General features: G+C 42.2%; 20 protein-coding genes. 11 read left to right on the top strand and 9 right to left on the bottom strand.

Annotation, left to right across the window (positions count from 1 at the left end):
- Positions 1 to 3: 3 nt before the first annotated feature.
- The 3 genes from wbjC to VY86_RS07675 are packed head-to-tail and all read left to right on the top strand — an operon-like array spanning position 4 to position 3,454.
- Positions 4 to 1,110, top strand: coding sequence for a UDP-2-acetamido-2,6-beta-L-arabino-hexul-4-ose reductase (wbjC, locus tag VY86_RS07665; protein WP_046974522.1), 1,107 nt, complete (start codon positions 4 to 6; stop codon positions 1,108 to 1,110).
- 2 nt (positions 1,111 to 1,112) lie between these two features.
- Entirely contained in the window at positions 1,113 to 2,243 is a 1,131-nt protein-coding gene (gene wecB / locus VY86_RS07670) for a non-hydrolyzing UDP-N-acetylglucosamine 2-epimerase (RefSeq protein ID WP_046974523.1), read from the top strand.
- Positions 2,243 to 3,454: a glycosyltransferase family 4 protein gene (locus VY86_RS07675; protein ID WP_046974524.1), complete on the top strand. Its 1,212-nt coding sequence runs from the start codon at positions 2,243 to 2,245 to the stop codon at positions 3,452 to 3,454. The genes wecB and VY86_RS07675 overlap by 1 nt, the downstream gene beginning before the upstream one ends.
- A gap of 329 nt (positions 3,455 to 3,783) precedes the next feature.
- Here the strand turns inward: VY86_RS07675 and VY86_RS07680 are convergent, their stop codons facing one another.
- Positions 3,784 to 4,821: an IS5 family transposase gene (locus VY86_RS07680; RefSeq protein ID WP_046976644.1), complete on the bottom strand. Its 1,038-nt coding sequence runs from the start codon at positions 4,819 to 4,821 to the stop codon at positions 3,784 to 3,786.
- Between the two features lie 199 nt (positions 4,822 to 5,020).
- Here VY86_RS07680 and VY86_RS07685 point away from each other — a divergent pair, with 199 nt between their 5' ends.
- Both VY86_RS07685 and galE read left to right on the top strand, forming a co-directional pair.
- Positions 5,021 to 6,013 carry an acyltransferase family protein gene (locus tag VY86_RS07685; RefSeq protein WP_046974525.1) on the top strand — a complete coding sequence of 331 codons (993 nt, stop codon included), beginning with the start codon at positions 5,021 to 5,023 and terminating at the stop codon, positions 6,011 to 6,013.
- Positions 6,014 to 6,497: 484 nt separating this feature from the next.
- Positions 6,498 to 7,517 carry a UDP-glucose 4-epimerase GalE gene (gene galE, locus VY86_RS07690; RefSeq protein ID WP_046976757.1) on the top strand — a complete coding sequence of 340 codons (1,020 nt, stop codon included), beginning with the start codon at positions 6,498 to 6,500 and terminating at the stop codon, positions 7,515 to 7,517.
- A 42-nt stretch (positions 7,518 to 7,559) separates the two neighbouring features.
- Here the strand turns inward: galE and VY86_RS07695 are convergent, their stop codons facing one another.
- Together VY86_RS07695 and VY86_RS07700 are read right to left on the bottom strand one after the other, a co-directional pair.
- Complete coding sequence (locus tag VY86_RS07695; RefSeq protein ID WP_082111195.1) at positions 7,560 to 7,763, bottom strand: type II toxin-antitoxin system YafQ family toxin; 204 nt, start codon at positions 7,761 to 7,763, stop codon at positions 7,560 to 7,562.
- Positions 7,757 to 7,960: a type II toxin-antitoxin system RelB/DinJ family antitoxin gene (locus tag VY86_RS07700; RefSeq protein WP_228939772.1), complete on the bottom strand. Its 204-nt coding sequence runs from the start codon at positions 7,958 to 7,960 to the stop codon at positions 7,757 to 7,759. Before VY86_RS07700 ends, VY86_RS07695 begins: the two co-directional genes overlap by 7 nt.
- A 231-nt stretch (positions 7,961 to 8,191) precedes the next feature.
- Here VY86_RS07700 and trmL point away from each other — a divergent pair, with 231 nt between their 5' ends.
- Positions 8,192 to 8,680: a tRNA (uridine(34)/cytosine(34)/5-carboxymethylaminomethyluridine(34)-2'-O)-methyltransferase TrmL gene (gene trmL / locus VY86_RS07705; protein WP_046974527.1), complete on the top strand. Its 489-nt coding sequence runs from the start codon at positions 8,192 to 8,194 to the stop codon at positions 8,678 to 8,680.
- Between the two features lie 109 nt (positions 8,681 to 8,789).
- Here trmL and cysE read toward each other — a convergent pair whose 3' ends face one another.
- The 4 genes from cysE to VY86_RS07725 form a co-directional block, all read right to left on the bottom strand.
- A complete protein-coding gene (gene cysE / locus VY86_RS07710) occupies positions 8,790 to 9,611 on the bottom strand; it encodes a serine O-acetyltransferase (RefSeq protein WP_046974528.1) in 822 nt (273 codons plus the stop codon).
- Between the two features lie 52 nt (positions 9,612 to 9,663).
- Entirely contained in the window at positions 9,664 to 10,686 is a 1,023-nt protein-coding gene (gene gpsA / locus VY86_RS07715) for an NAD(P)H-dependent glycerol-3-phosphate dehydrogenase (protein WP_046974529.1), read from the bottom strand.
- Entirely contained in the window at positions 10,686 to 11,162 is a 477-nt protein-coding gene (gene secB, locus VY86_RS07720; protein WP_021324088.1) for a protein-export chaperone SecB, read from the bottom strand. Before secB ends, gpsA begins: the two co-directional genes overlap by 1 nt.
- Before the next feature lie 69 nt (positions 11,163 to 11,231).
- On the bottom strand, positions 11,232 to 11,669 hold the full coding sequence (locus tag VY86_RS07725) for a rhodanese-like domain-containing protein (RefSeq protein WP_036845497.1): 438 nt from the start codon (positions 11,667 to 11,669) through the stop codon (positions 11,232 to 11,234).
- A 368-nt stretch (positions 11,670 to 12,037) separates the two neighbouring features.
- Between VY86_RS07725 and envC the strand changes: the two genes are divergently transcribed.
- Entirely contained in the window at positions 12,038 to 13,345 is a 1,308-nt protein-coding gene (gene envC / locus VY86_RS07730; RefSeq protein WP_046974530.1) for a murein hydrolase activator EnvC, read from the top strand.
- 4 nt (positions 13,346 to 13,349) lie between these two features.
- A complete protein-coding gene (locus VY86_RS07735; protein WP_021324092.1) occupies positions 13,350 to 14,261 on the top strand; it encodes a divergent polysaccharide deacetylase family protein in 912 nt (303 codons plus the stop codon).
- Between the two features lie 81 nt (positions 14,262 to 14,342).
- Here the strand turns inward: VY86_RS07735 and tdh are convergent, their stop codons facing one another.
- Complete coding sequence (gene tdh / locus VY86_RS07740; protein ID WP_046974531.1) at positions 14,343 to 15,368, bottom strand: L-threonine 3-dehydrogenase; 1,026 nt, start codon at positions 15,366 to 15,368, stop codon at positions 14,343 to 14,345.
- 9 nt (positions 15,369 to 15,377) lie between these two features.
- Positions 15,378 to 16,574 carry a glycine C-acetyltransferase gene (gene kbl, locus VY86_RS07745; protein WP_046974532.1) on the bottom strand — a complete coding sequence of 399 codons (1,197 nt, stop codon included), beginning with the start codon at positions 16,572 to 16,574 and terminating at the stop codon, positions 15,378 to 15,380.
- A 232-nt stretch (positions 16,575 to 16,806) separates the two neighbouring features.
- On the opposite strand from kbl, the gene rfaD reads away from it, so the two are divergent.
- Genes rfaD through rfaC form a run of 3 tightly spaced genes read left to right on the top strand, consistent with a single transcriptional unit; the run spans position 16,807 to position 19,767 of the window.
- On the top strand, positions 16,807 to 17,745 hold the full coding sequence (gene rfaD / locus VY86_RS07750; RefSeq protein ID WP_046974533.1) for an ADP-glyceromanno-heptose 6-epimerase: 939 nt from the start codon (positions 16,807 to 16,809) through the stop codon (positions 17,743 to 17,745).
- Between the two features lie 10 nt (positions 17,746 to 17,755).
- A complete protein-coding gene (gene rfaF, locus VY86_RS07755) occupies positions 17,756 to 18,805 on the top strand; it encodes an ADP-heptose--LPS heptosyltransferase RfaF (RefSeq protein ID WP_046974534.1) in 1,050 nt (349 codons plus the stop codon).
- Positions 18,805 to 19,767 (top strand): lipopolysaccharide heptosyltransferase RfaC, encoded by a 963-nt coding sequence (gene rfaC, locus VY86_RS07760; protein ID WP_046974535.1) that lies wholly within the window; start codon positions 18,805 to 18,807, stop codon positions 19,765 to 19,767. The genes rfaF and rfaC overlap by 1 nt, the downstream gene beginning before the upstream one ends.
- Positions 19,768 to 19,795 lie beyond the last annotated feature (28 nt).

Here is a 19,795-nt window from a genome sequence, read left to right on the forward strand (position 1 = left end):
TCTATGAAGGTATTGGTTACTGGTTCTGATGGATTCATTGGAAAAAATCTATGTATCAGTTTATCAGAACTATCGGATATTGAGACCCTAAAATTTAATCGTAGTCACAATCTCGACTGTCTTGATGAATTAATTAGGCAAGCTGATTTTATTTTTCACTTGGCTGGCGAAAATCGCCCAAAAAATGAAAGTGATTTTTTTGCTGGAAACGCAGATTTAACGGAACAACTTTGCTCTTTAATAAAGAAATATAATAGAAATATACCGATAGTTTTGACTTCGTCTATTCAGGCTGAGCAACCTAACCCTTACGGTAGAAGTAAGTTACGCGCGGAAATGCATTTACTTAACCTCTATATGGATACAAGTAATACTATTTACATTTATCGGTTACCTAATGTATTTGGCAAATGGTGTAAACCTAACTACAACTCAGTTGTTGCTACATTTTGCCATAATATTTGTCGTGGTTTGCCAATTACAATAAATGACCCAGATACTGAATTGAACTTGGCTCACATAGATACAGTTGTAGCATCATTTGTAGATGTTTTGTTGAATAGACCGGTAGACCATATTCATATTGAATTGGATCCTATCTATAAGGTTACTCTTGGGGTCATTGCTGAGTATTTGTATCAGTTTCGTGATAGTCGTGAATCGTTAATAACTGAGCGGGTCGGTGGTGGATTTATTCGGGCGCTTTATGCAACCTATATCAGTTATATGTCTCCTGATAATTTCAGTTATTCTCTGGCAAAACACGAAGATGCCAGAGGATGTTTTGTTGAAATGCTAAAGACCCAAGATTCTGGTCAATTCTCTTTTTTTACTGCTTATCCAGGTGTTATTCGTGGTGGTCATTATCATCATGTGAAGAGTGAAAAATTTTTGGTGATTAGAGGTAAAGCTAGATTTGGCTTTCGTCATATCGTAACAAATGAAACTTTTGAAATATATACATCAGGTGAAAGCCCTGAGGTTGTAGAGACAGTTCCGGGTTGGTCACATGATGTTACTAATGTCGGAAATGATGAGCTTATAGTGATGCTATGGGCCAATGAGAATTTTGATAAAGAGCGTCCTGACACAGTAGCACATATGGTGTAAGTATGAAAAAGTTGAAAATAATGACAATCGTGGGAACCCGGCCAGAAATTATACGTCTTTCCCGCGTAATAGCCCGCCTGGATGAATATTGTGAACATATTTTTGTACACACAGGCCAAAATTATGATTACGAGCTTAACCAAATTTTTTTTGATGACTTGGGTATTCGCAAACCTGATTATTTCCTGAATGCTGCGGGGGTAAGTGGTGCCGAAACTATTGGTAAAGTGATCATCGCAGTGGATGGTGTGCTGGAACAAGAAAAACCCGATGCCATGTTGGTACTGGGAGACACCAACAGTTGTATGTCTGTTTTACCTGCTAAACGCCGTAAGATCCCTACATTTCATATGGAAGCTGGTAATCGTTGTTTCGACATGCGTGTGCCAGAAGAGATCAACAGACGAATAGTTGATCATACTGCTGATATTAATCTGACTTATAGCTCAATCGCACGGGAATATTTACTGCGTGAAGGATTGCCATCCGATATGGTGATCAAGACAGGAAGCCCGATGAATGAAGTTCTGATGTACTATCGAGCCGGCATTGAGTCATCAGATATATTGGAGCGTCTGAACTTACAGGTGGGACAGTTTTTTGTTGTCAGTGCGCATAGAGAAGAAAACATTGATTCTGATAAAAACTTTAGCAAGTTAGTTCGGGTGCTTAATACTATTGCCGAGACTTACGATATGCCTGTTATCGTTTCAACTCATCCTAGAACTAAAAAAAGGGTAGACGCTGCAGGGGCCAAATTTAACGAACATGTGCACTTACTCAAGCCGCTAGGGTTTACCGATTATAATAAACTTCAACTCACAGCAAAAGCAGTCCTCTCTGACAGCGGGACAATCAACGAAGAATCCTCCATTCTCAATTTTCCGGCTCTTAACTTGCGTGAAGCACATGAGCGACCAGAAGGTATGGAGGAAGCTGCGGTGATGATGGTTGGTCTTGAGGTTGAGAGAATCATGCAGGCATTGGTTATCCTCGACAGCCAGCCTAGGATAAATGAACGTTTGTTGCGTCAAGTAAGTGACTACAACATGCCAAATGTGTCTGATAAAGTGGTTAGGATAATTCACAGTTATACGGATTATGTGAAACGAGTAGTTTGGAGAGAGTATTGATGCGGCTTGCACTCATCGTTGATGATTATTTGCCACATAGCACACGAGTTGCAGCCAAGATGATGCATGAACTTGCTCTTGAGCTTGCGTGCCAGGGGCATGAACCTATCGTTATTACTTTAAAGGGGGATAACAAATCCTCTCATTTAGTGGCTGACATTATTGATGGAATTCAAGTTTTCCGGTTTCCTGGTGGAAGAATCAAAGATGTATCCAAAGTTGTTAGAGCGTTCAATGAATCGCTTTTGTCTGTTCGTGCATGGTGGTATTTGAAGGATATGCTAGCATCTAAAAGGATTGATGGGGTAATTTATTATTCTCCTTCTATTTTTTTTGGGCCACTAGTAAATAAGATAAAATCATTGTGGAATTGTCCATCGTATCTTATTTTACGTGATATATTTCCGCAGTGGGTTATAGACGAAGGCATGCTCAGAGAAAAATCTATAATAGCAAAGTACTTTAGATTTTTTGAAAATATTAATTATAAAGCTGCAGATTTTATTGGCTTAATGTCTCAAAAGAATCTGGAGTTTTTCTGTCAACATAAATGGCATAATCATGTAGACGTTCTTTATAATTGGGCAAAACCAGTTCCGGCCCAGCTTCCGTTATCTTATCAAGGTATTCGCCATCAATTAGGATTAACGGGTAAAGTGATCTTTTTTTATGGTGGTAATATTGGACGAGCTCAAGATATGGATAATCTTTTGCGTCTAGCTAAAGCACTGAAAAATAGAAAGGAAGCCCACTTTTTATTTATTGGACAGGGAGATGAGGTTGATTTAGTTAAGAATACGATTGCAAAATTTAATCTTAATAACACCACTTACTTACCATCAGTCGCACAGGAAGAATTTAAAAATATATTATGTGAAGTTGATGTGGGCCTCTTTAGTTTAGCTCGTTCTCACAAAACACATAACTTTCCAGGTAAAATTCTGGGTTATATGGTTAATAAAGTCCCTATCCTAGGGAGTATTAATCCTGATAATGATTTAGCTGATGTAATAAATGGTGCTAATGCTGGAATGGTACTAATTAATGGTGAAGACGATAAGTTAGTAAGTGCTGCTGAGTTATTGTTGTCAAATAAAGATTATCGCAGAGGATTGGGTAATAATGCATGGATGTTATTACATGACCGGTTCTCAGTTACATCGGCTACCAGTAACATATGTAAACAACTTGCAGAAGTGAAAAACTCATAGTGTTATAAATTAATCTAATGGAGTTTTTTGTCTTTTCAGACGATTATTTAGATCTCTTTGTCTCTGAAGCAATACAAAACAAGCGGTTGCATTAGTACAAGAACATTTACATGAGCCATAACGAATTGTGTCAAAGGTTATTTAATGTTGTTGATGTTGAGAGTTATATCAAAACTCATAGAACATGCTATAGGGAACCTCTAAAAACTCTCAATACAAAAAATAAGATCAATTTTGCACTCACCAATAAATGACCTTATTGTGTATGACTTTTTCTTGCTTTTTCAGGGGAAAAAATAAACTCATCGCTTTTTCATCACATACCGGAATTAAAAGGCATGAATGCCGGATTTTCCAAAATAAACCAAACGTTGTAAATTATAGCAGGTTGCCTTCAGAGTCATCGCAAAAGTGGCTCGCAGCTGGCCTATCGTTCGGATAAATTTTTCACCCATCTGAGAGAATGAGCCAAAGATATGTTCTACTCGTGCCCGGGTTTTCGCTATTTTCTTATTTCGGCCTTTCTGACAGTCTGATAAGGGCTTATTGCGTGACGCTTTCCTCTGAATATGAACACGATAGCCCTGTTCCTTCAGCTCACGTTCACGCATCTGGCTGGCATACCCTTTATCAGCATAAATGTCCCGACTTGTATTTGACCGATCCAAAACGGCTTCAAAAAACTGGCTGTCATGGACAGCTGCGGTTCCTGTCGCGATGTGGCGGATCACTTTATATTTTGTATCGACATTAATGGTCAGTTTATAGCCAAAATAACTTTTACCGTTCTTTTTCGTCCAGGTTGCCTCGGTGTCTTTCTGGCATCGTTTGTTTGCTGTCCAGTTATCCGGGGTTTTACCCTGACGGATTTGTTCATTCTCTTCCTTCTTATTGTGCTGCTTAGGAACTGGAATCAACGTGGCATCAATGATTTGACCCCCTCTAGGAATGAATCCCTGTGTCGAAAGCTGATGCTTCGCCTCTTCAAACAACGCTCTGGCACCTGCCTGGCCAATCCGTTTTTCGAAACACCAAATCGTGTTACGGTCTGGAATATTAATGACATCGGTCAAGCGACAAAAACGTTGCCAGCTCATTCGGTCAAGCAATTGATATTCCATCTTTTCATCGGAAAGATTATGGAAATGTTTCAGGATAATGATGCGAACCATCACCTCAGTCGGGAATGGCGGGCGTCCACCTTTGGGAGAAATAATACGTGGCGCGACAAGGTCTATGGTGTCAGCCAGTGCCGAGAAATCAACATACTTATCAAGAACAAGTAGCGGATCACCTAATTCATCGATTTTTCGACGGTGATATTCGGATGCCAGCTTGTCTTTTTTTAAAGCAGAACGAGGCGGTATCATGACAGCGCTACCTTGCAGAGATGTACTGTGCCTACATTTTACTCAATTTTGTGGCTGTGAAAAGTTTTTAGAGGTTCCCTATAGATAATACATCAGAAAGATGGGCTATCTTTTGATTTGAATCATAAAACAAACACATACTTATAAACACTGCTTATTTGAATAATCAAGATAATATTTTTAATAAGGATTAGCCATGCATCTCAATAAACGAATCGATTGGGTTGATTCATTAAAATTTTTAGGCATGTTTTATATATATATTGGGCACTTAGGTCAATCAGCAGGAAATATTTATCCTTTTGTTTTTTCTTTCCATGTTCCTCTATTCTTTTTTATATCAGGACTGTTTTTTTCAAGTACGGAAAATAATAGAAAATTAATGAATTCAGTTTATAAGTCTTTCAAAGGAATTTTAATTCCTTATTTTATTTTTTCTTTTATTTCTGTAATTATTATATCAATCCAAAATAGTGCCAGCCCTCATGAAGTTTTTGAGATGGTTAAATTATGTTTGCTTGGTGTCAGAAATAATATTCCTGCAGGTTCTCTTTGGTTTTTACCTTGTTTATTTTTGGTTGTTCTATATCAATCCTTTCTCTTTAGAGTATTAAAAAGTAATGTTTTAATTTTTATTATTTCTTTTTATATATATATAAATATTGGAATGTGGTGGAATGAAATACCTTCTTTATTTTTTAATATTGATAGTGCATTTTATTATTTGCCATATTACGCATTTGGTGCATTAATAGCTAAAAAATTAATAAATAACTGGCTTGATGACTCAACAGTCTTAATAAGGCTACGTAATTATATCTTGATTACCATTTCTTTTTTATTTTTTATTTACTCTTATTTTTATGGTGGATATAGTTTATTTAATTCATTTTCATCATCACAGGGAAGATATGCATGTTATTTTATTATGACAATTGTTTTATTTATTCCAAGCATAGCATTGGCTTCTAAGTTAAATATTAGGCCAATATTAATTCTTGGAAAAAATTCCATTTTACTATGTGGTACGGAACAAATATTGAAGATAACAATAGCATCTTTTTTTTCGTTGATTGGACTCACCTTCTCTGTAAAAAACCCTCTGGAGGCAATAATTTATACATGCCTTTGTTTTTTTGTTACATATTTCACCTTCTTGAAAATATATCTTTCTTTTAAAAAAGAATAGGGAAAAACGATGATGGATATTATAAAGATTAACACTAATTCAACAGCTCTATGGATAGAAAATATTTCGTTTGTCCAAACTATACTTCTTATGGAATTATTTTTTTCGAGATATATATAAGGTATTTCTATCGTGTAGTGGGTACAAGTTTATCCTTGTCATCAATACATTCACAACCTAATACAGCTTTTAGCACTACAGTATTTCTTTTTTCAATAGAAAAACCACTACTAATAGAAGAGCTTAATTCATGCGATTTCTCAGCGTCATGAGGCATTACGAAAAATGCAAATTCCTAGTTTCTACGCCTGTAGTATTATGGATATTCTCAGGGCGAAGTGTGTCTGATGAACTGAGTTTTCAGGTTGCAACTGTAAACCAAAAGAAAAAATATTCACTCCTTATTACTGTTTGCAACAAAGTATTGCAAACATTGTTAGATCAGAACTTAAAAACCAACAATAATACAATTAAGGAAGAACCAGTGCCAATCCTAATCACCGGTGGAACTGGCTATATAGGCTCCCATACAGTATTAGCCCTTTTAGAAAAAGGCTCTGATGTTGTTGTTATCGATAATCTCTGTAACTCATCATCAGAATCTCTCAGTAGAGTTGAAAAACTTACTGGTAAATCCGTGAAATTCTATCAAGGTGATGTACTTAACTTAGATTTACTGAATCAAATCTTCCAAGAAAATAAAATTGAAACCGTTATCCACTTTGCCGGATTAAAAGCCGTTGGTGAATCCACCAGAAAGCCACTTGAATATTATCAAAACAATGTTACTGGCACCCTAGTTCTGTTACAAGCGATGCGTGCCAACGGTGTACATCAACTGATTTTCAGCTCATCGGCGACAGTCTACGGTGATCCTGAATTTGTCCCGCTAATTGAAAATGCCAAAGTAGGTGGTACAACCAACCCTTATGGCACCTCCAAACTAATGGTTGAGCAGATTCTGGAAGACTTTGCCGCAGCCGAGCCAAGTTTCAAAATCACTAGCCTGAGATATTTCAACCCTGTTGGTGCTCATCAATCAGGTATGATTGGCGAAGATCCTAATGGTATTCCTAATAACCTGTTGCCTTATATCACTCAGGTCGCGATTGGTCGTCTGGAATGTTTATCCATTTATGGCAACTATTATCCAACCAAAGATGGTACCGGTGTTCGTGACTATATTCATGTGATGGATTTAGCTGAAGGCCATATTGCTGCAATTGATTTTTTGGCTAAACAACAATCTTATGAGGTATTCAACTTAGGGACTGGGACTGGTTATTCTGTACTTGAGCTACTTCATGCTTTCGAAAAAGCAGCAGGTAAAGCAATTCCATACAAGATCACAGACAGACGCCCTGGAGATATTGCTGAATGTTGGTCTGATCCATCCAGAGCTCGCAATACTCTTGGCTGGCAAGCAACACGTAATATTGACGATATGATGCGTGATAGCTGGAACTGGCAGAAGAATAATCCCAATGGTTTTTGCTCTCATTGAGGTGTATGTTTATTCTGTTTGGAACCTCAAAGGAAGTAAGATTCAGAATAAATCTGAATGACTACCTACTCGATATAGTTTCAATTCAGTATTTTTACGCTGATAAATAAGCAAAATATCAGGCGCTCCGTGGCATTCAAGGTAGCCAATATATTGGCCTGCTAATGAATGTTCACGGTAACGCTCTGGTAAAGGTTCACCAGTCTGTAAAAGCTCAATGGTTTTCAATTGAGCTTTATTTACCATCCAAGATCACGCTTTAGTTCATCTATCGTATCAACTCGGTGAACACCTACGCCATTTTCCAGATCTCGAATAGCCTGTAATGTCTCCTGATTAAGTTGCAACAACTCATCAGGTAATTCTGGCTCAACAGCCAAACGATTAACCACCATACGAATTATAGTGGAAAGATTCAGCCCCATCGCTTTCGCATTAGCCATCGCCGCCGCTTTGGATTTAGGATTAATACGGGCACGTACAACGGTATCAGCCATAAGAAACCTCCCTCAATGTTTGTCTATATAATAGCCATATTGTAGCCACAAGCAAATGAATGTGGCCAAGTGATGAGTAATTTCTGAAAGATGTTCCAACAGATAAACCAGAGATGAAATCCCCCTGCATCCCTACTCAATTTCTGCTAATCTGTGCCCCTCGTTTCTGGGGGGCATATGCTAAACATCGTCTTATTTGAACCTGAAATCCCGCCTAATACCGGTAATATTATTCGTCTTTGTGCCAATACTGGCTTTCAATTACATCTGATTCAGCCTCTGGGTTTTACTTGGGATGATAAACGGCTGCGTCGGGCCGGGCTGGATTATCATGAGTTTGCCAATATCAAACAGCATCATGATTATTACGCCTTTTTGGGGAATGAAGGGTTAACAGGAGAATCTTCTGCCCAGCTATTCGCACTCACCACGAAAGGAACTCCGGCACACAGTGCGGTAAGTTATCAGGATGGTGATTATTTGATGTTCGGGCCGGAAACCCGAGGGTTACCACCTTATGTTCTGGATAATATGCCACCCCAACAAAAAATCCGCATTCCGATGCTGGCAGACAGCCGGAGTATGAATCTTTCTAACTCAGTTGCTGTTGTGGTTTTTGAAGCCTGGCGGCAATTGGGTTATTCAGGTGCTTTATTGAAAGAGTAATTGTCATTGATTAAAGTTAATGCCGTGCATCTAATCAATTAAAAGACCACGGCATTTTTGACTATCCAGTTTTGTGAACGATATTTCTCAAACGCGGTTATTCACAAAATCAAATCCCATCACCATATTCAAAGCCATTGTTGATACCATTAAAATGCTGGTTCATATCCAATGATGGTTTTTCGCTTTCAGGTTTACCGACAATACGGGCTGGCACCCCAGCAGCGGTTGTGTGTGGTGGAACCGAACGAAGGACTACCGAACCGGCACCAATTTTTGCCCCACGACCAATTTCGATATTGCCAAGTATTGTTGAACCCGCGCCAATCATCACCCCTTCTCTGACTTTCGGATGACGATCGCCACCTGTTTTGCCTGTACCACCAAGGGTGACGGATTGCAGGATAGAAACGTCATTCTCCACCACCGCCGTTTCACCAATCACAATGCCGGTAGCGTGGTCAAGCATGATGCCACAACCAATCTTGGCCGCCGGGTGAATATCAACACTGAAAGACATTGAGATTTGGTTTTGCAGGTAAATAGCCAATGCCTTACGCCCTTCTCCCCATATCCAATGGGCAATACGATAGGCTTGCAAGGCATGGAATCCTTTGAGGTAAAGCAGAGGCGTTGAGTATTTATCTACCGCAGGATCACGTAAACGCACCGCTATGATGTCGCGGGCAGCAGAGACTATCATTTTCTGATCTGAGCTATAAGCCTCTTCTACGATCTCTCTGACGGCAATAGCCGGCATAATCGGTGTAGCCAGTTTATTCGCCAGCATATAACTTAGAGCACTACCAAGATTTTCATGCTTGAGTAATGTCGCATGAAAAAAACTGGCTAACATCGGTTCACATTCAGCCAGTGCTCTCGCTTCTGTTCTTATGTTTTTCCAAACTTCGTCCAATTCTTCTAGCGACATATTTTTTACTCTCACAGTTAGAACCTATCTTTATTATTAGATTTTTTCTGATTCAAGAGCGTATATTATCGCTCTCGTCCTTTCTGGCTCTTCCTAATAATGCTTGAGCAGCTTCTATCACATTTTTATTGCAATACAGTATTTGATAGATTTGTTCTGCAATCGGCATTTCTACACCGGCACGTTCGGCCAATGCGCGCACTTCTTTGGTATTGCGGTAACCTTCAACAACCTGCCCAATCTGGCACTGAGCTTCTTCAACGCTAATTCCCTGCCCCAGCATCATGCCAAAGCGACGGTTACGTGATTGGTTATCTGTACAAGTTAAGACCAAATCTCCCAATCCCGCCATGCCCATAAAGGTTGAAGGATCAGCGCCAAGAGCAGTACCAAGACGACTCATTTCTGTTAATCCACGGGTAATCAGCGCAGTACGGGCATTAGCGCCAAACCCCATGCCATCAGATATCCCCGCACCTATAGCAATTACGTTTTTTACGGCACCACCAAGTTGAACGCCAATAAAATCAGGATTTTTATAAACACGGAAACTTTTGCCACAGTGGAATAGTTGCTGAAGTTCATCACTAAAAGCAGATTCAGTGGCTGAAATCGCTATTGCTGTAGGTAAACCAGCCGCTAATTCTTTCGCAAAGGTTGGGCCAGAAAGCACCGCCAACGGTATTTCGTCGCCTAATATCTCACGGGCCACATCCTGCAATAATCGACCAGTATCAGCTTCCAGACCTTTAGTTGCCCAAACGATTCGCGAATCAGGCAGCAGATGGGGTTTTACCTGCTTTAACACCTCACCAAACACATGGCTGGGAACCACAACAAGAATGTTGCGGCTTGCTGTCAGTGCTTTTGTCAGGTCTGTTTCAAGCAATAAACTGTCAGGGAAGGAGACATCCGGCAGAAATTTCTGATTACAACGTGTCTGTTGCAATGCCCGGATATGCTTTGAGTCATGTCCCCAAAGCACAACATCATGACCATTACGTGCCAACGTAATGGCTAATGCGGTGCCGTATGAACCGGCACCGATAACTGTCATAGAAACAGTACTATTCATTAAGCTTCCTGTTGAGCTTGTTCATCATTTTGAGGTTGCTCTGCCTGCTGTTGCAGGTAGTTCATGAACAGAGCATCAAAGTTTACCGGAGCCAGGTTGAGTTGTGGGAAGGTACCACGGCTCACCAAGCTGGTGATGCATTCACGGGCATATGGGAACAGGATATTCGGGCAATATGCACCCAAGCAATGAGCCAGCTGAGTTCCTTCGATACCTTCAATAGAGAAAATACCGCCTTGCTGTATTTCACACAGGAATGCTGTCTCTTCGCCCAGCGCTGCCGTCACAGTTACACGCAGAACAACTTCATAAACCCCCTGTGCCAATTCACTGGAAGCCGTATCCAGATCGAGCTTTACTTCCGGCTGCCATTCCTGTTGGAACACCTGCGGTGCATTTGGTGCTTCAAAAGAGATATCTTTGGTGTAGATACGTTGGATCTGGAAAGCCATTTCTGTATTGTTTTGTTCTGACATAATAATTGTTACCTTTAGATGTCCTTATTAAGTTTTTTACGTGAATGTCGCCACTCACACCCAAAATGATTACTTTTTACCACGCGCCAATGGTAAGTTTTCGCCTGTCCAACCCGCCAGACCTTCTTTCAGGGAACATACGCGTTCAAAACCAGCACGGAGAAGGTTCTCAGCCGGAGTACGCGATTCAGTGCCATTCGCTGAAACAACAATCACTGGCTGCTTTTTATGTTTTTCCAACTCAGCCAAGTTGTTGTCTTTAATTTCAGATGGAGTCAGGTTTATTGAACCAATGATATGCCCTTTGCGGAAATCTTCACGGGAACGTAAGTCCACGACGATGGCTTCTTCTTTATTGATCAGATTAATCGCTTGTGCACGGGTTATCTCTTTGGTTTTAGAGAAGAGACTTTTCATCGTAGTCACAATAACGGCAACCAGCAGCGCAATCCAGATGAGGCTTAAGGTCATGTGCTGATTAATAAATTGCATGATTTCTTGCAGCATGGGGGGCAAAAACTCCCGTTGGTTATTAACAAATATCTAAGTCTTCAGAGTATACCTTTGTGTTGCGTCAATTACAGCCAAATAGCATAAGCTCAATGCAAATTTTGCGGAGAGTTTCGAGAAAAAATAAAAATACGCTGGAAATGGAACACGTTAAGTACACGATCAGAAGATTCTCTGCCACACTGAATGAATACAGGAATTTAAGCAATAAATAGGCTAAAGTGGCTAATGTGCCCAGTTATTATCTGATTTCAATGTTGAAACAATATTATCCGGAAGTGTAAAAAATCAGCGCAGTATCTGGTAACCAATTGTTCAACATGAAATAATCTGATGCTATACAGTCGTAAGGTATATTTATAGAAATGGCAAATAACAAGGAAATACCTGGCCGTAATTATCGGTTCAATCAGAACTCATGGCAGAATAGAATTCGTGCCTTATTGTTCTGTGCTTTCCTGTCCGCTGTTTTCAGCTTTCATACCTTTGCCAATCAGATTATCGAGAATAAAAATCAGCTTAAAAATCTTCAGCAAGACATTGCAGAGAAAGAGAAGAGCGTGCAACAACAGCAGCAAAAACGCAGTACGTTGTTAAGTCAACTGAAAGATCAGGAAAATATAATTTCTAAAGTTGGTCTCTCTCTGCACAGTACCCAAGCTCAGCTCAGTAAGCTGAATAAAGAGATTACCGCGCTTAATGCCAATATCAAGAAACTGGCAAAACAACAGACAGCACAACAGGATATGCTGGCACGTCAATTGGATGCCGCTTTTCGTCAAGGACAGCATCAAGGGCTTGAGCTCATGTTCAGAGGTGAGGAAGGCAAGAGGGGGGAGCGCATCCTCGCTTACTATAGTTACCTTAATCAAGCCCGCCAGGATACTATTGTTAAGCTTGAGCAAACTACCGTTGATTTAACTGAACAAAAAAAACTTGAGCAGCAAAAACAGGAAGAGCAGAAACAAGTTCTGACGGAACAACAACAACAAAAGCAGCAGATGGAAGTGGCCCGCAGCGCCCGGCAGAAAACCTTGACTGAACTGGAATCTTCCCTGAAGAAAGACCAGAAAAGTCTCGCTGAACTAAAACAAAATGAAACCCGCCTGCGGGATAAAATTGCTAAGGCAGAACGGGAAGCGAAAGCACGTGCTGAACGGGAAGCCAGAGAAGCTGCGCGTGTCCGTGCTCAAATTGCGGCGAAACAGAAACAAGCGCAGAAAAAAGGTTCCAGCTATAAACCCACTGAAGATGAACGCGCATTAATGGCACGGACGGGTGGCCTTGGCCGTCCGGCTGGTCAGGCGATCTGGCCTGTCCGTGGCAAGGTAATACATGAGTTTGGCGAAGCACTGCAAGGCGAATTGCGCTGGAAAGGCATGGTGATTTCTGCCACAGAAGGCACTGAGGTCAAAGCGATATCCGATGGCCGGGTACTGTTGGCTGACTGGTTGCAAGGCTATGGGCTGGTTGTCGTTATAGAGCACGGTAAAGGTGATATGAGCCTTTATGGCTATAATCAGAGCGCTCTGGTCAGTGTCGGCCAGCAAGTTCGTGCCGGGCAACCCATCGCCCTGGTCGGTAACAGTGGCGGTCAGGAACAACCCGCCCTGTATTTTGAAATCCGCCGTCAGGGTAGAGCGGTAAACCCACAACCTTGGCTTGGGAGATGATCAGGTGAGACAACACAAGTTTACAAAACTCATTGGCACTATCGTCCTGTTACTCTTGAGCCTGCAAGCCAGTGCTGCCCGTCTGGCAATTGTTATCGATGACTTTGGCTATCGTCCTCATAATGAAAACAAAATATTGCAGATGCCTGTTGCGGTTTCTATCGCCATTCTGCCGGATTCTCCCCACGGCAGGGAAATGGCTGAAAAAGCACATAAACAAGGACGGGAGATTTTAATCCACCTGCCAATGGCACCTTTAAGTAAGCAACGGTTAGAACCGGATACTCTCCAGCCAACAATGAGCAGTGAAGAGATTGATCGCATTATTCAGCGCGCAATACAGAAGGTCCCTTATGCGGTAGGAATAAATAACCATATGGGCAGCGCTATGACTTCAAGCTTGCCAGGAATGCAGAAGGTTATGCGTTCGCTGTCCCGCTATGAGCTTTATTTTCTCGATAGTGTGACGATTGGAAATACTCAAGCAACAAAGGCAGCACAAGGCACTCATGTTCGCGTTATCCGCCGCAATATTTTTCTTGATAATGTGCAATCAGAAGCGGAAACCCGCTATCAGTTAAACCGTGCGATTTCCATTGCCCGTAAGAATGGTTCAGCTATTGCTATCGGCCATCCTCATCCGACAACTATTCGCGCATTACAACAGATGCTGCCAACGCTTCCCGCTGATATTGAATTGGTCAGCCCGAGTAGGTTGTTAAGTGGCACACCTGTTGGTGACAATCACCGTAAATGGGGCAAGCAGTGTGAAATAAAAGAGGTGCCAACTACGGTTACCAGCCAAGACTATCTGGCGGTCATTAGCAATACTCTGGTTGATAATCCTGTTGTGAATACAATGAGCCAACATATCCGGAAACTGGCTGGCGATAAATCACAGGGTAGAACAGAATAAAAAGTTATCCGAAAAAATGACTAATAAAACAGGCGCCCAAAAAACTGCAAGCGCCTGTTAATCTTAGTGGTAATTTAATGATTAATCCCAGCTCAGAATAACTTTACCAGACTGCCCTGAACGCATGGTGTCAAAGCCTTGCTGGAAGTCATCAATAGAGAACCGGTGAGTGATAATCGGGGTCAGATCCAAACCAGATTGAATCAATGTCGCCATTTTGTACCAGGTTTCAAACATTTCACGGCCATAAATACCTTTAATAAACAAGCCCTTGAAAATCACCTGATTCCAGTCGATTGCCATATCTGATGGTGGAATACCCAACAGTGCAACACGGCCACCGTGATTCATGGTATTTAATAAGGTACGAAACGCCGCCGGTGCGCCGGACATTTCCAAACCAACATCAAAACCTTCAGTCATGCCTAACTCTGCCATGACATCGGTCAGATTTTCCTTGCTGACATTGACCGCACGGGTAACCCCCATTTTACGTGCCAGTTCAAGGCGATATTCGTTAACGTCGGTAATAACAACATGGCGCGCACCAACATGTTTACACACTGCCGCAGCCATAATACCAATTGGGCCTGCACCGGAAACCAGCACATCTTCACCAACCAGATCAAAGGAAAGTGCGGTATGAACAGCATTGCCAAATGGGTCAAAAATAGAAGCCAGTTCATCAGAGATGTTATCTGGGATTTTAAACGCATTAAACGCAGGGATAACCAGATATTGAGCAAAACAACCCGGGCGGTTTACCCCGACACCGATGGTATTACGGCATAAGTGAGTACGGCCACCACGACAGTTACGGCAGTGACCACAAGTGATATGCCCTTCGCCAGACACCCGGTCACCAATTTTAAAACCTTTCACTTCCTGACCAATAGCAACAACTTCACCCACATATTCATGACCAACAACCATGGGTACAGGAATTGTTTTTTGCGACCAGTCATCCCAGTTATAGATGTGCACATCCGTACCACAAATCGCCGTTTTACGGATTTTGATCATCACATCATTGTGCCCCAATTCCGGCTCGGGCACATCGGTCATCCAGATGCCTTCTTCTGCTTTTAACTTTGACAATGCTTTCATAGAGATGCCTTATGCAATTACTTTTAATTGCTTACCAATTCGCGTGAACGCCTCAACCACGCGTTCAATTTGCTCTTCCGTATGTGCCGCTGACATTTGCGTGCGGATACGGGCCTGATTTTTAGGGACTACCGGATAGAAGAAACCGGTGACGTAAATGCCTTCTTTCAGTAATTCTGCGGCAAATTCCTGTGCCAATTTTGCATCGCCTAACATGACCGGAATGATCGCGTGATCAGCACCTGCCAGAGTGAAACCTGCCGCGGTCATTTTTTCACGGAACAGGTTGGCGTTCTTCCACAAGCGATCACGTAACGCATCACCCTCTTTCAGCATATCCAGCACTTTAATGGATGCCGCGACAATCGCCGGAGCCAGTGAGTTGGAGAACAGATATGGACGTGAGCGCTGGCGCAGCCACTCAACAACTTCTTTACGCGCCGCAGTATAGCCACCGGAAGCACCACCCAGCGCTTTACCTAATGTGCCGGTAATGATGTCAATACGATCCATGACGTCACAATATTCGTGAGTACCCCGACCATGTGCACCAACAAAACCTACGGCATGGGAGTCATCCACCATCACCATTGCACCAAATTCATCCGCCAGATCACAGATAGATTTCAGGTCAGCAATGACACCATCCATTGAGAACACACCATCTGTTGCAATCACAATATGACGCGCGTTATCTGCTTTTGCTTGCTCCAATTGTGCTCTCAGTTCCTGCATATCATTATTAGCATAGCGATAACGCTTCGCTTTACATAAGCGGACACCATCAATAATAGAAGCGTGGTTAAGAGCATCCGAGATAATGGCATCTTCCGGCCCAAACAGCGTTTCAAATAAACCGCCATTGGCATCAAAACAAGAAGAATAAAGAATGACATCTTCCATGCCCAAAAATTCCGCCAGTTTTTTCTCCAGCGCTTTATGAGTATCCTGAGTCCCACAAATAAAGCGAACAGATGCCATACCAAAACCGTGGCTATCCATTCCCGTTTTAGCGGCAACAATAAGATCAGGGTGATTAGCCAAACCTAAGTAGTTATTTGCGCAGAAGTTAATAACATGGCTGCCATCGGCTACAGCAATGTCAGCATTTTGGGCAGAAGTGATGATGCGCTCATTTTTGAATAACCCTTCCGAATGGGCTTGCTCTAATTGTTCATTAATTTGCTGATAAAATGATGCTGACATTTATTTTCTCCTGATTTAAGTGAAGGGTCGTTACATATTTTACTCATTGATCAGGCAACTGACGACTCTATCAGGCAGTTAATATTAACTTTGCTGTATCCGTCACGTCATGCAATCTGAATGACCATAATATTTCAGTATATTCCCCTGCTTAAGCTGCTGTCGTCATAGATGTTAGATGTTATTATAGAAGCAATTTGCTTCATTAACCCGATTGATAGAGGTAAGTCTGATGATCATTGTCACTGGCGGTGCTGGATTTATTGGCAGCAATATTGTCAAAGCACTAAATGACGAAGGATATAAAGATATTCTGGTCGTAGATAATCTGAAAGATGGTACTAAGTTCGCCAATCTGGCTGACCTGGATATTGCTGATTACATGGACAAGGAAGAGTTTATTGTTAGTATCCTGGCCGGTGATGATTTAGGTGATATTGACGCTGTTTTCCATGAAGGCGCCTGCTCATCCACAACCGAGTGGGATGGTAAGTATATGATGGATAATAACTATCAATATTCAAAAGAATTGCTGCACTATTGCCTTGAACGTGGAATTCCTTTCTTGTACGCCTCTTCCGCAGCAACCTATGGTGGCCGCAGTGATAATTTTATTGAGGAGCGTCAATATGAAAAACCTCTCAATGTTTACGGCTACTCTAAGTTCCTGTTCGACCAGTATGTCCGGGAGCTCTTGCCTCACGCTGATTCACAGATTTGTGGTTTCCGTTATTTCAATGTGTACGGACCACGCGAAGGGCACAAAGGCAGTATGGCCAGTGTTGCATTCCATCTGAACAATCAAATCAATCAGGGGCAAAACCCCAAACTATTTGCTGGCAGTGAAGGCTTTCAACGTGATTTTATCTATGTTGGTGATGCCGCTGCGGTTAATCTGTGGTTCTGGAAAAACGGCGTTTCCGGTATTTATAACTGTGGAACAGGCCGCGCTGAATCTTTCCAGGCGGTTGCCGATGCGGTTGTTGAATTTCATAAAGATAAATCACCCACTGTTGAATACATTGATTTCCCTGAAAATTTAAAAGGTCGTTATCAGAGCTTTACTCAAGCGGATATGACTAAACTTCGTGCGGCTGGTTATGATAAACCATTCAAAACAGTCGCCGAAGGAGTAGCGGAATATATGCATTGGCTTAATCAGGATAAATAATCTACTCGCTATGAAAATATTGGTGATCGGCCCTTCGTGGGTGGGTGACATGATGATGTCGCAGAGCCTTTACCGAACATTAAAGGCCCTGCATCCTAATGCAGAAATTGATGTAATGGCTCCAGCCTGGTGCCGTCCGCTACTGGCAAAAATGCCGGAAGTCAATCAGACGCTGGCAATGCCATTAGGCCATGGAGCACTGGCATTGGGAGAGCGCCGTCGTCTTGGCGTCGTACTGCGTGAACATAAATATGACCGCGCTTATGTGCTGCCAAACTCTTTTAAATCTGCATTGGTGCCTTTCTTCGCCAATATTCCTCTGCGCACCGGCTGGCGCGGTGAAATGAGATATGGATTGCTCAATGATATTCGTATACTGAATAAAGAAGCTTTCCCATTAATGGTTCAACGTTATGTCGCATTGGCTTACGATGCAAAACTCAGTAGCGCTACGGAGCTTCCTCAACCATTACTGTGGCCTCAGTTGGCTGTCAGTGATGAAGATGTTGCTGAATCTACCGCAGCATTCAATATTTCTGATCACCGGCCGATTATCGGTTTCTGTCCCGGAGCAGAGTTCGGTCCGGCAAAACGTTGGCCGCACTATCATTATGCCGCGTTGGCTCAACAGCTTATCACTAAAAAGGGATATCAAATTCTGCTGTTTGGTTCCGCCAAAGATCATGAAGGTGGAGAAGATATCCGCAAGTCACTGACAGAAGAAACCCGTGAATACTGTATCAATCTTGCCGGACAAACATCTCTTGAGCAGGCGGTCAATATTATCGCAGCCTGTGATGCTATTGTGACCAACGATTCCGGTTTGATGCATGTCGCCGCGGCACTCAATCGCCCTCTCGTTGCACTCTACGGCCCAAGCAGCCCAGATTTTACTCCACCATTGTCTGATAAAGCAGAAGTTATCCGCCTTATCACTGGCTATCATAAGGTCAGAAAAGGTGACAGTGCACACGGCTATCATCAGAGTCTGATTGATATTAAACCAGAGCAGGTTATGGCTTCTCTGGATAAATTATTACAAGCGGAGAACCAGGATTAATGCGGGTTTTACTGGTTAAGACTTCTTCCATGGGAGATGTACTCCACTCTCTCCCCGCACTGACTGATGCAGAAAAAAACCTGCCTGGTGTCCGTTTTGACTGGGTGGTAGAAGAAGGATTCGCACAAATTCCCGGCTGGCACAGTGTAGTTGATCAAGTTATTCCTGTTGCTATTCGCCGCTGGCGTAAGAACTGGTTTGGTAAAGAGATCCGCGCAGAACGCCGTTTATTTAAAGAAAAACTAAAATTACATCATTATGATGTCATTATTGATGCTCAGGGGTTATTAAAGAGTGCATTTCTGGTCACTCGATTAGCTCATGGCCCTAAACATGGTTACGACCGTAAAAGTATCCGTGAGCCATTAGCAAGTTTTTTTTATGATTGCCGCCATGCAGTCAGTAAGCAGCAACATGCCGTAGAACGTATCCGCGAGCTGTTTGCTGTCAGCCTGGGTTATGCTAAACCCGCAGAGCTGGGCGATTATGGTATTGCCCGTCACTTTTTAAAGCAGCAATCAGAAAATCAAGGTGATTATCTGGTTTTTCTCCATGCCACTACCCGTGATGAAAAACACTGGCCGGAAAGCCATTGGCGTCAGCTTATTGCTGAAATTCAGCCGACTGGCATGCGAATTAAACTTCCCTGGGGAGCAGAACATGAGCACCAACGTGCATTGAGGCTGGCGGAAGATCTCCCTCATGTGGAAGTTCTGCCAAAACTGACTTTGGCACAAGTCGCTCAGGAATTAGCTGGAGCACAAGCCGTTGTCTCTGTTGATACTGGCCTGAGCCACCTCACCGCCGCACTGGATCGCCCTAATATTACGCTGTTTGGCCCAACCGATCCGGGCCTGATCGGAGGATACGGTAAGGAACAGATGTCCTTGAAAGCCGAGGATGGAAATATCAAAAGTATTACGCCATCGAAAGTACTCTCCTATCTCCGGCAAAAAATATAAAATTAATTTCAAAATACTGGCTAAATGC

Source organism: Photorhabdus thracensis, from assembly GCF_001010285.1.
Lineage (GTDB): Bacteria > Pseudomonadota > Gammaproteobacteria > Enterobacterales > Enterobacteriaceae > Photorhabdus > Photorhabdus temperata.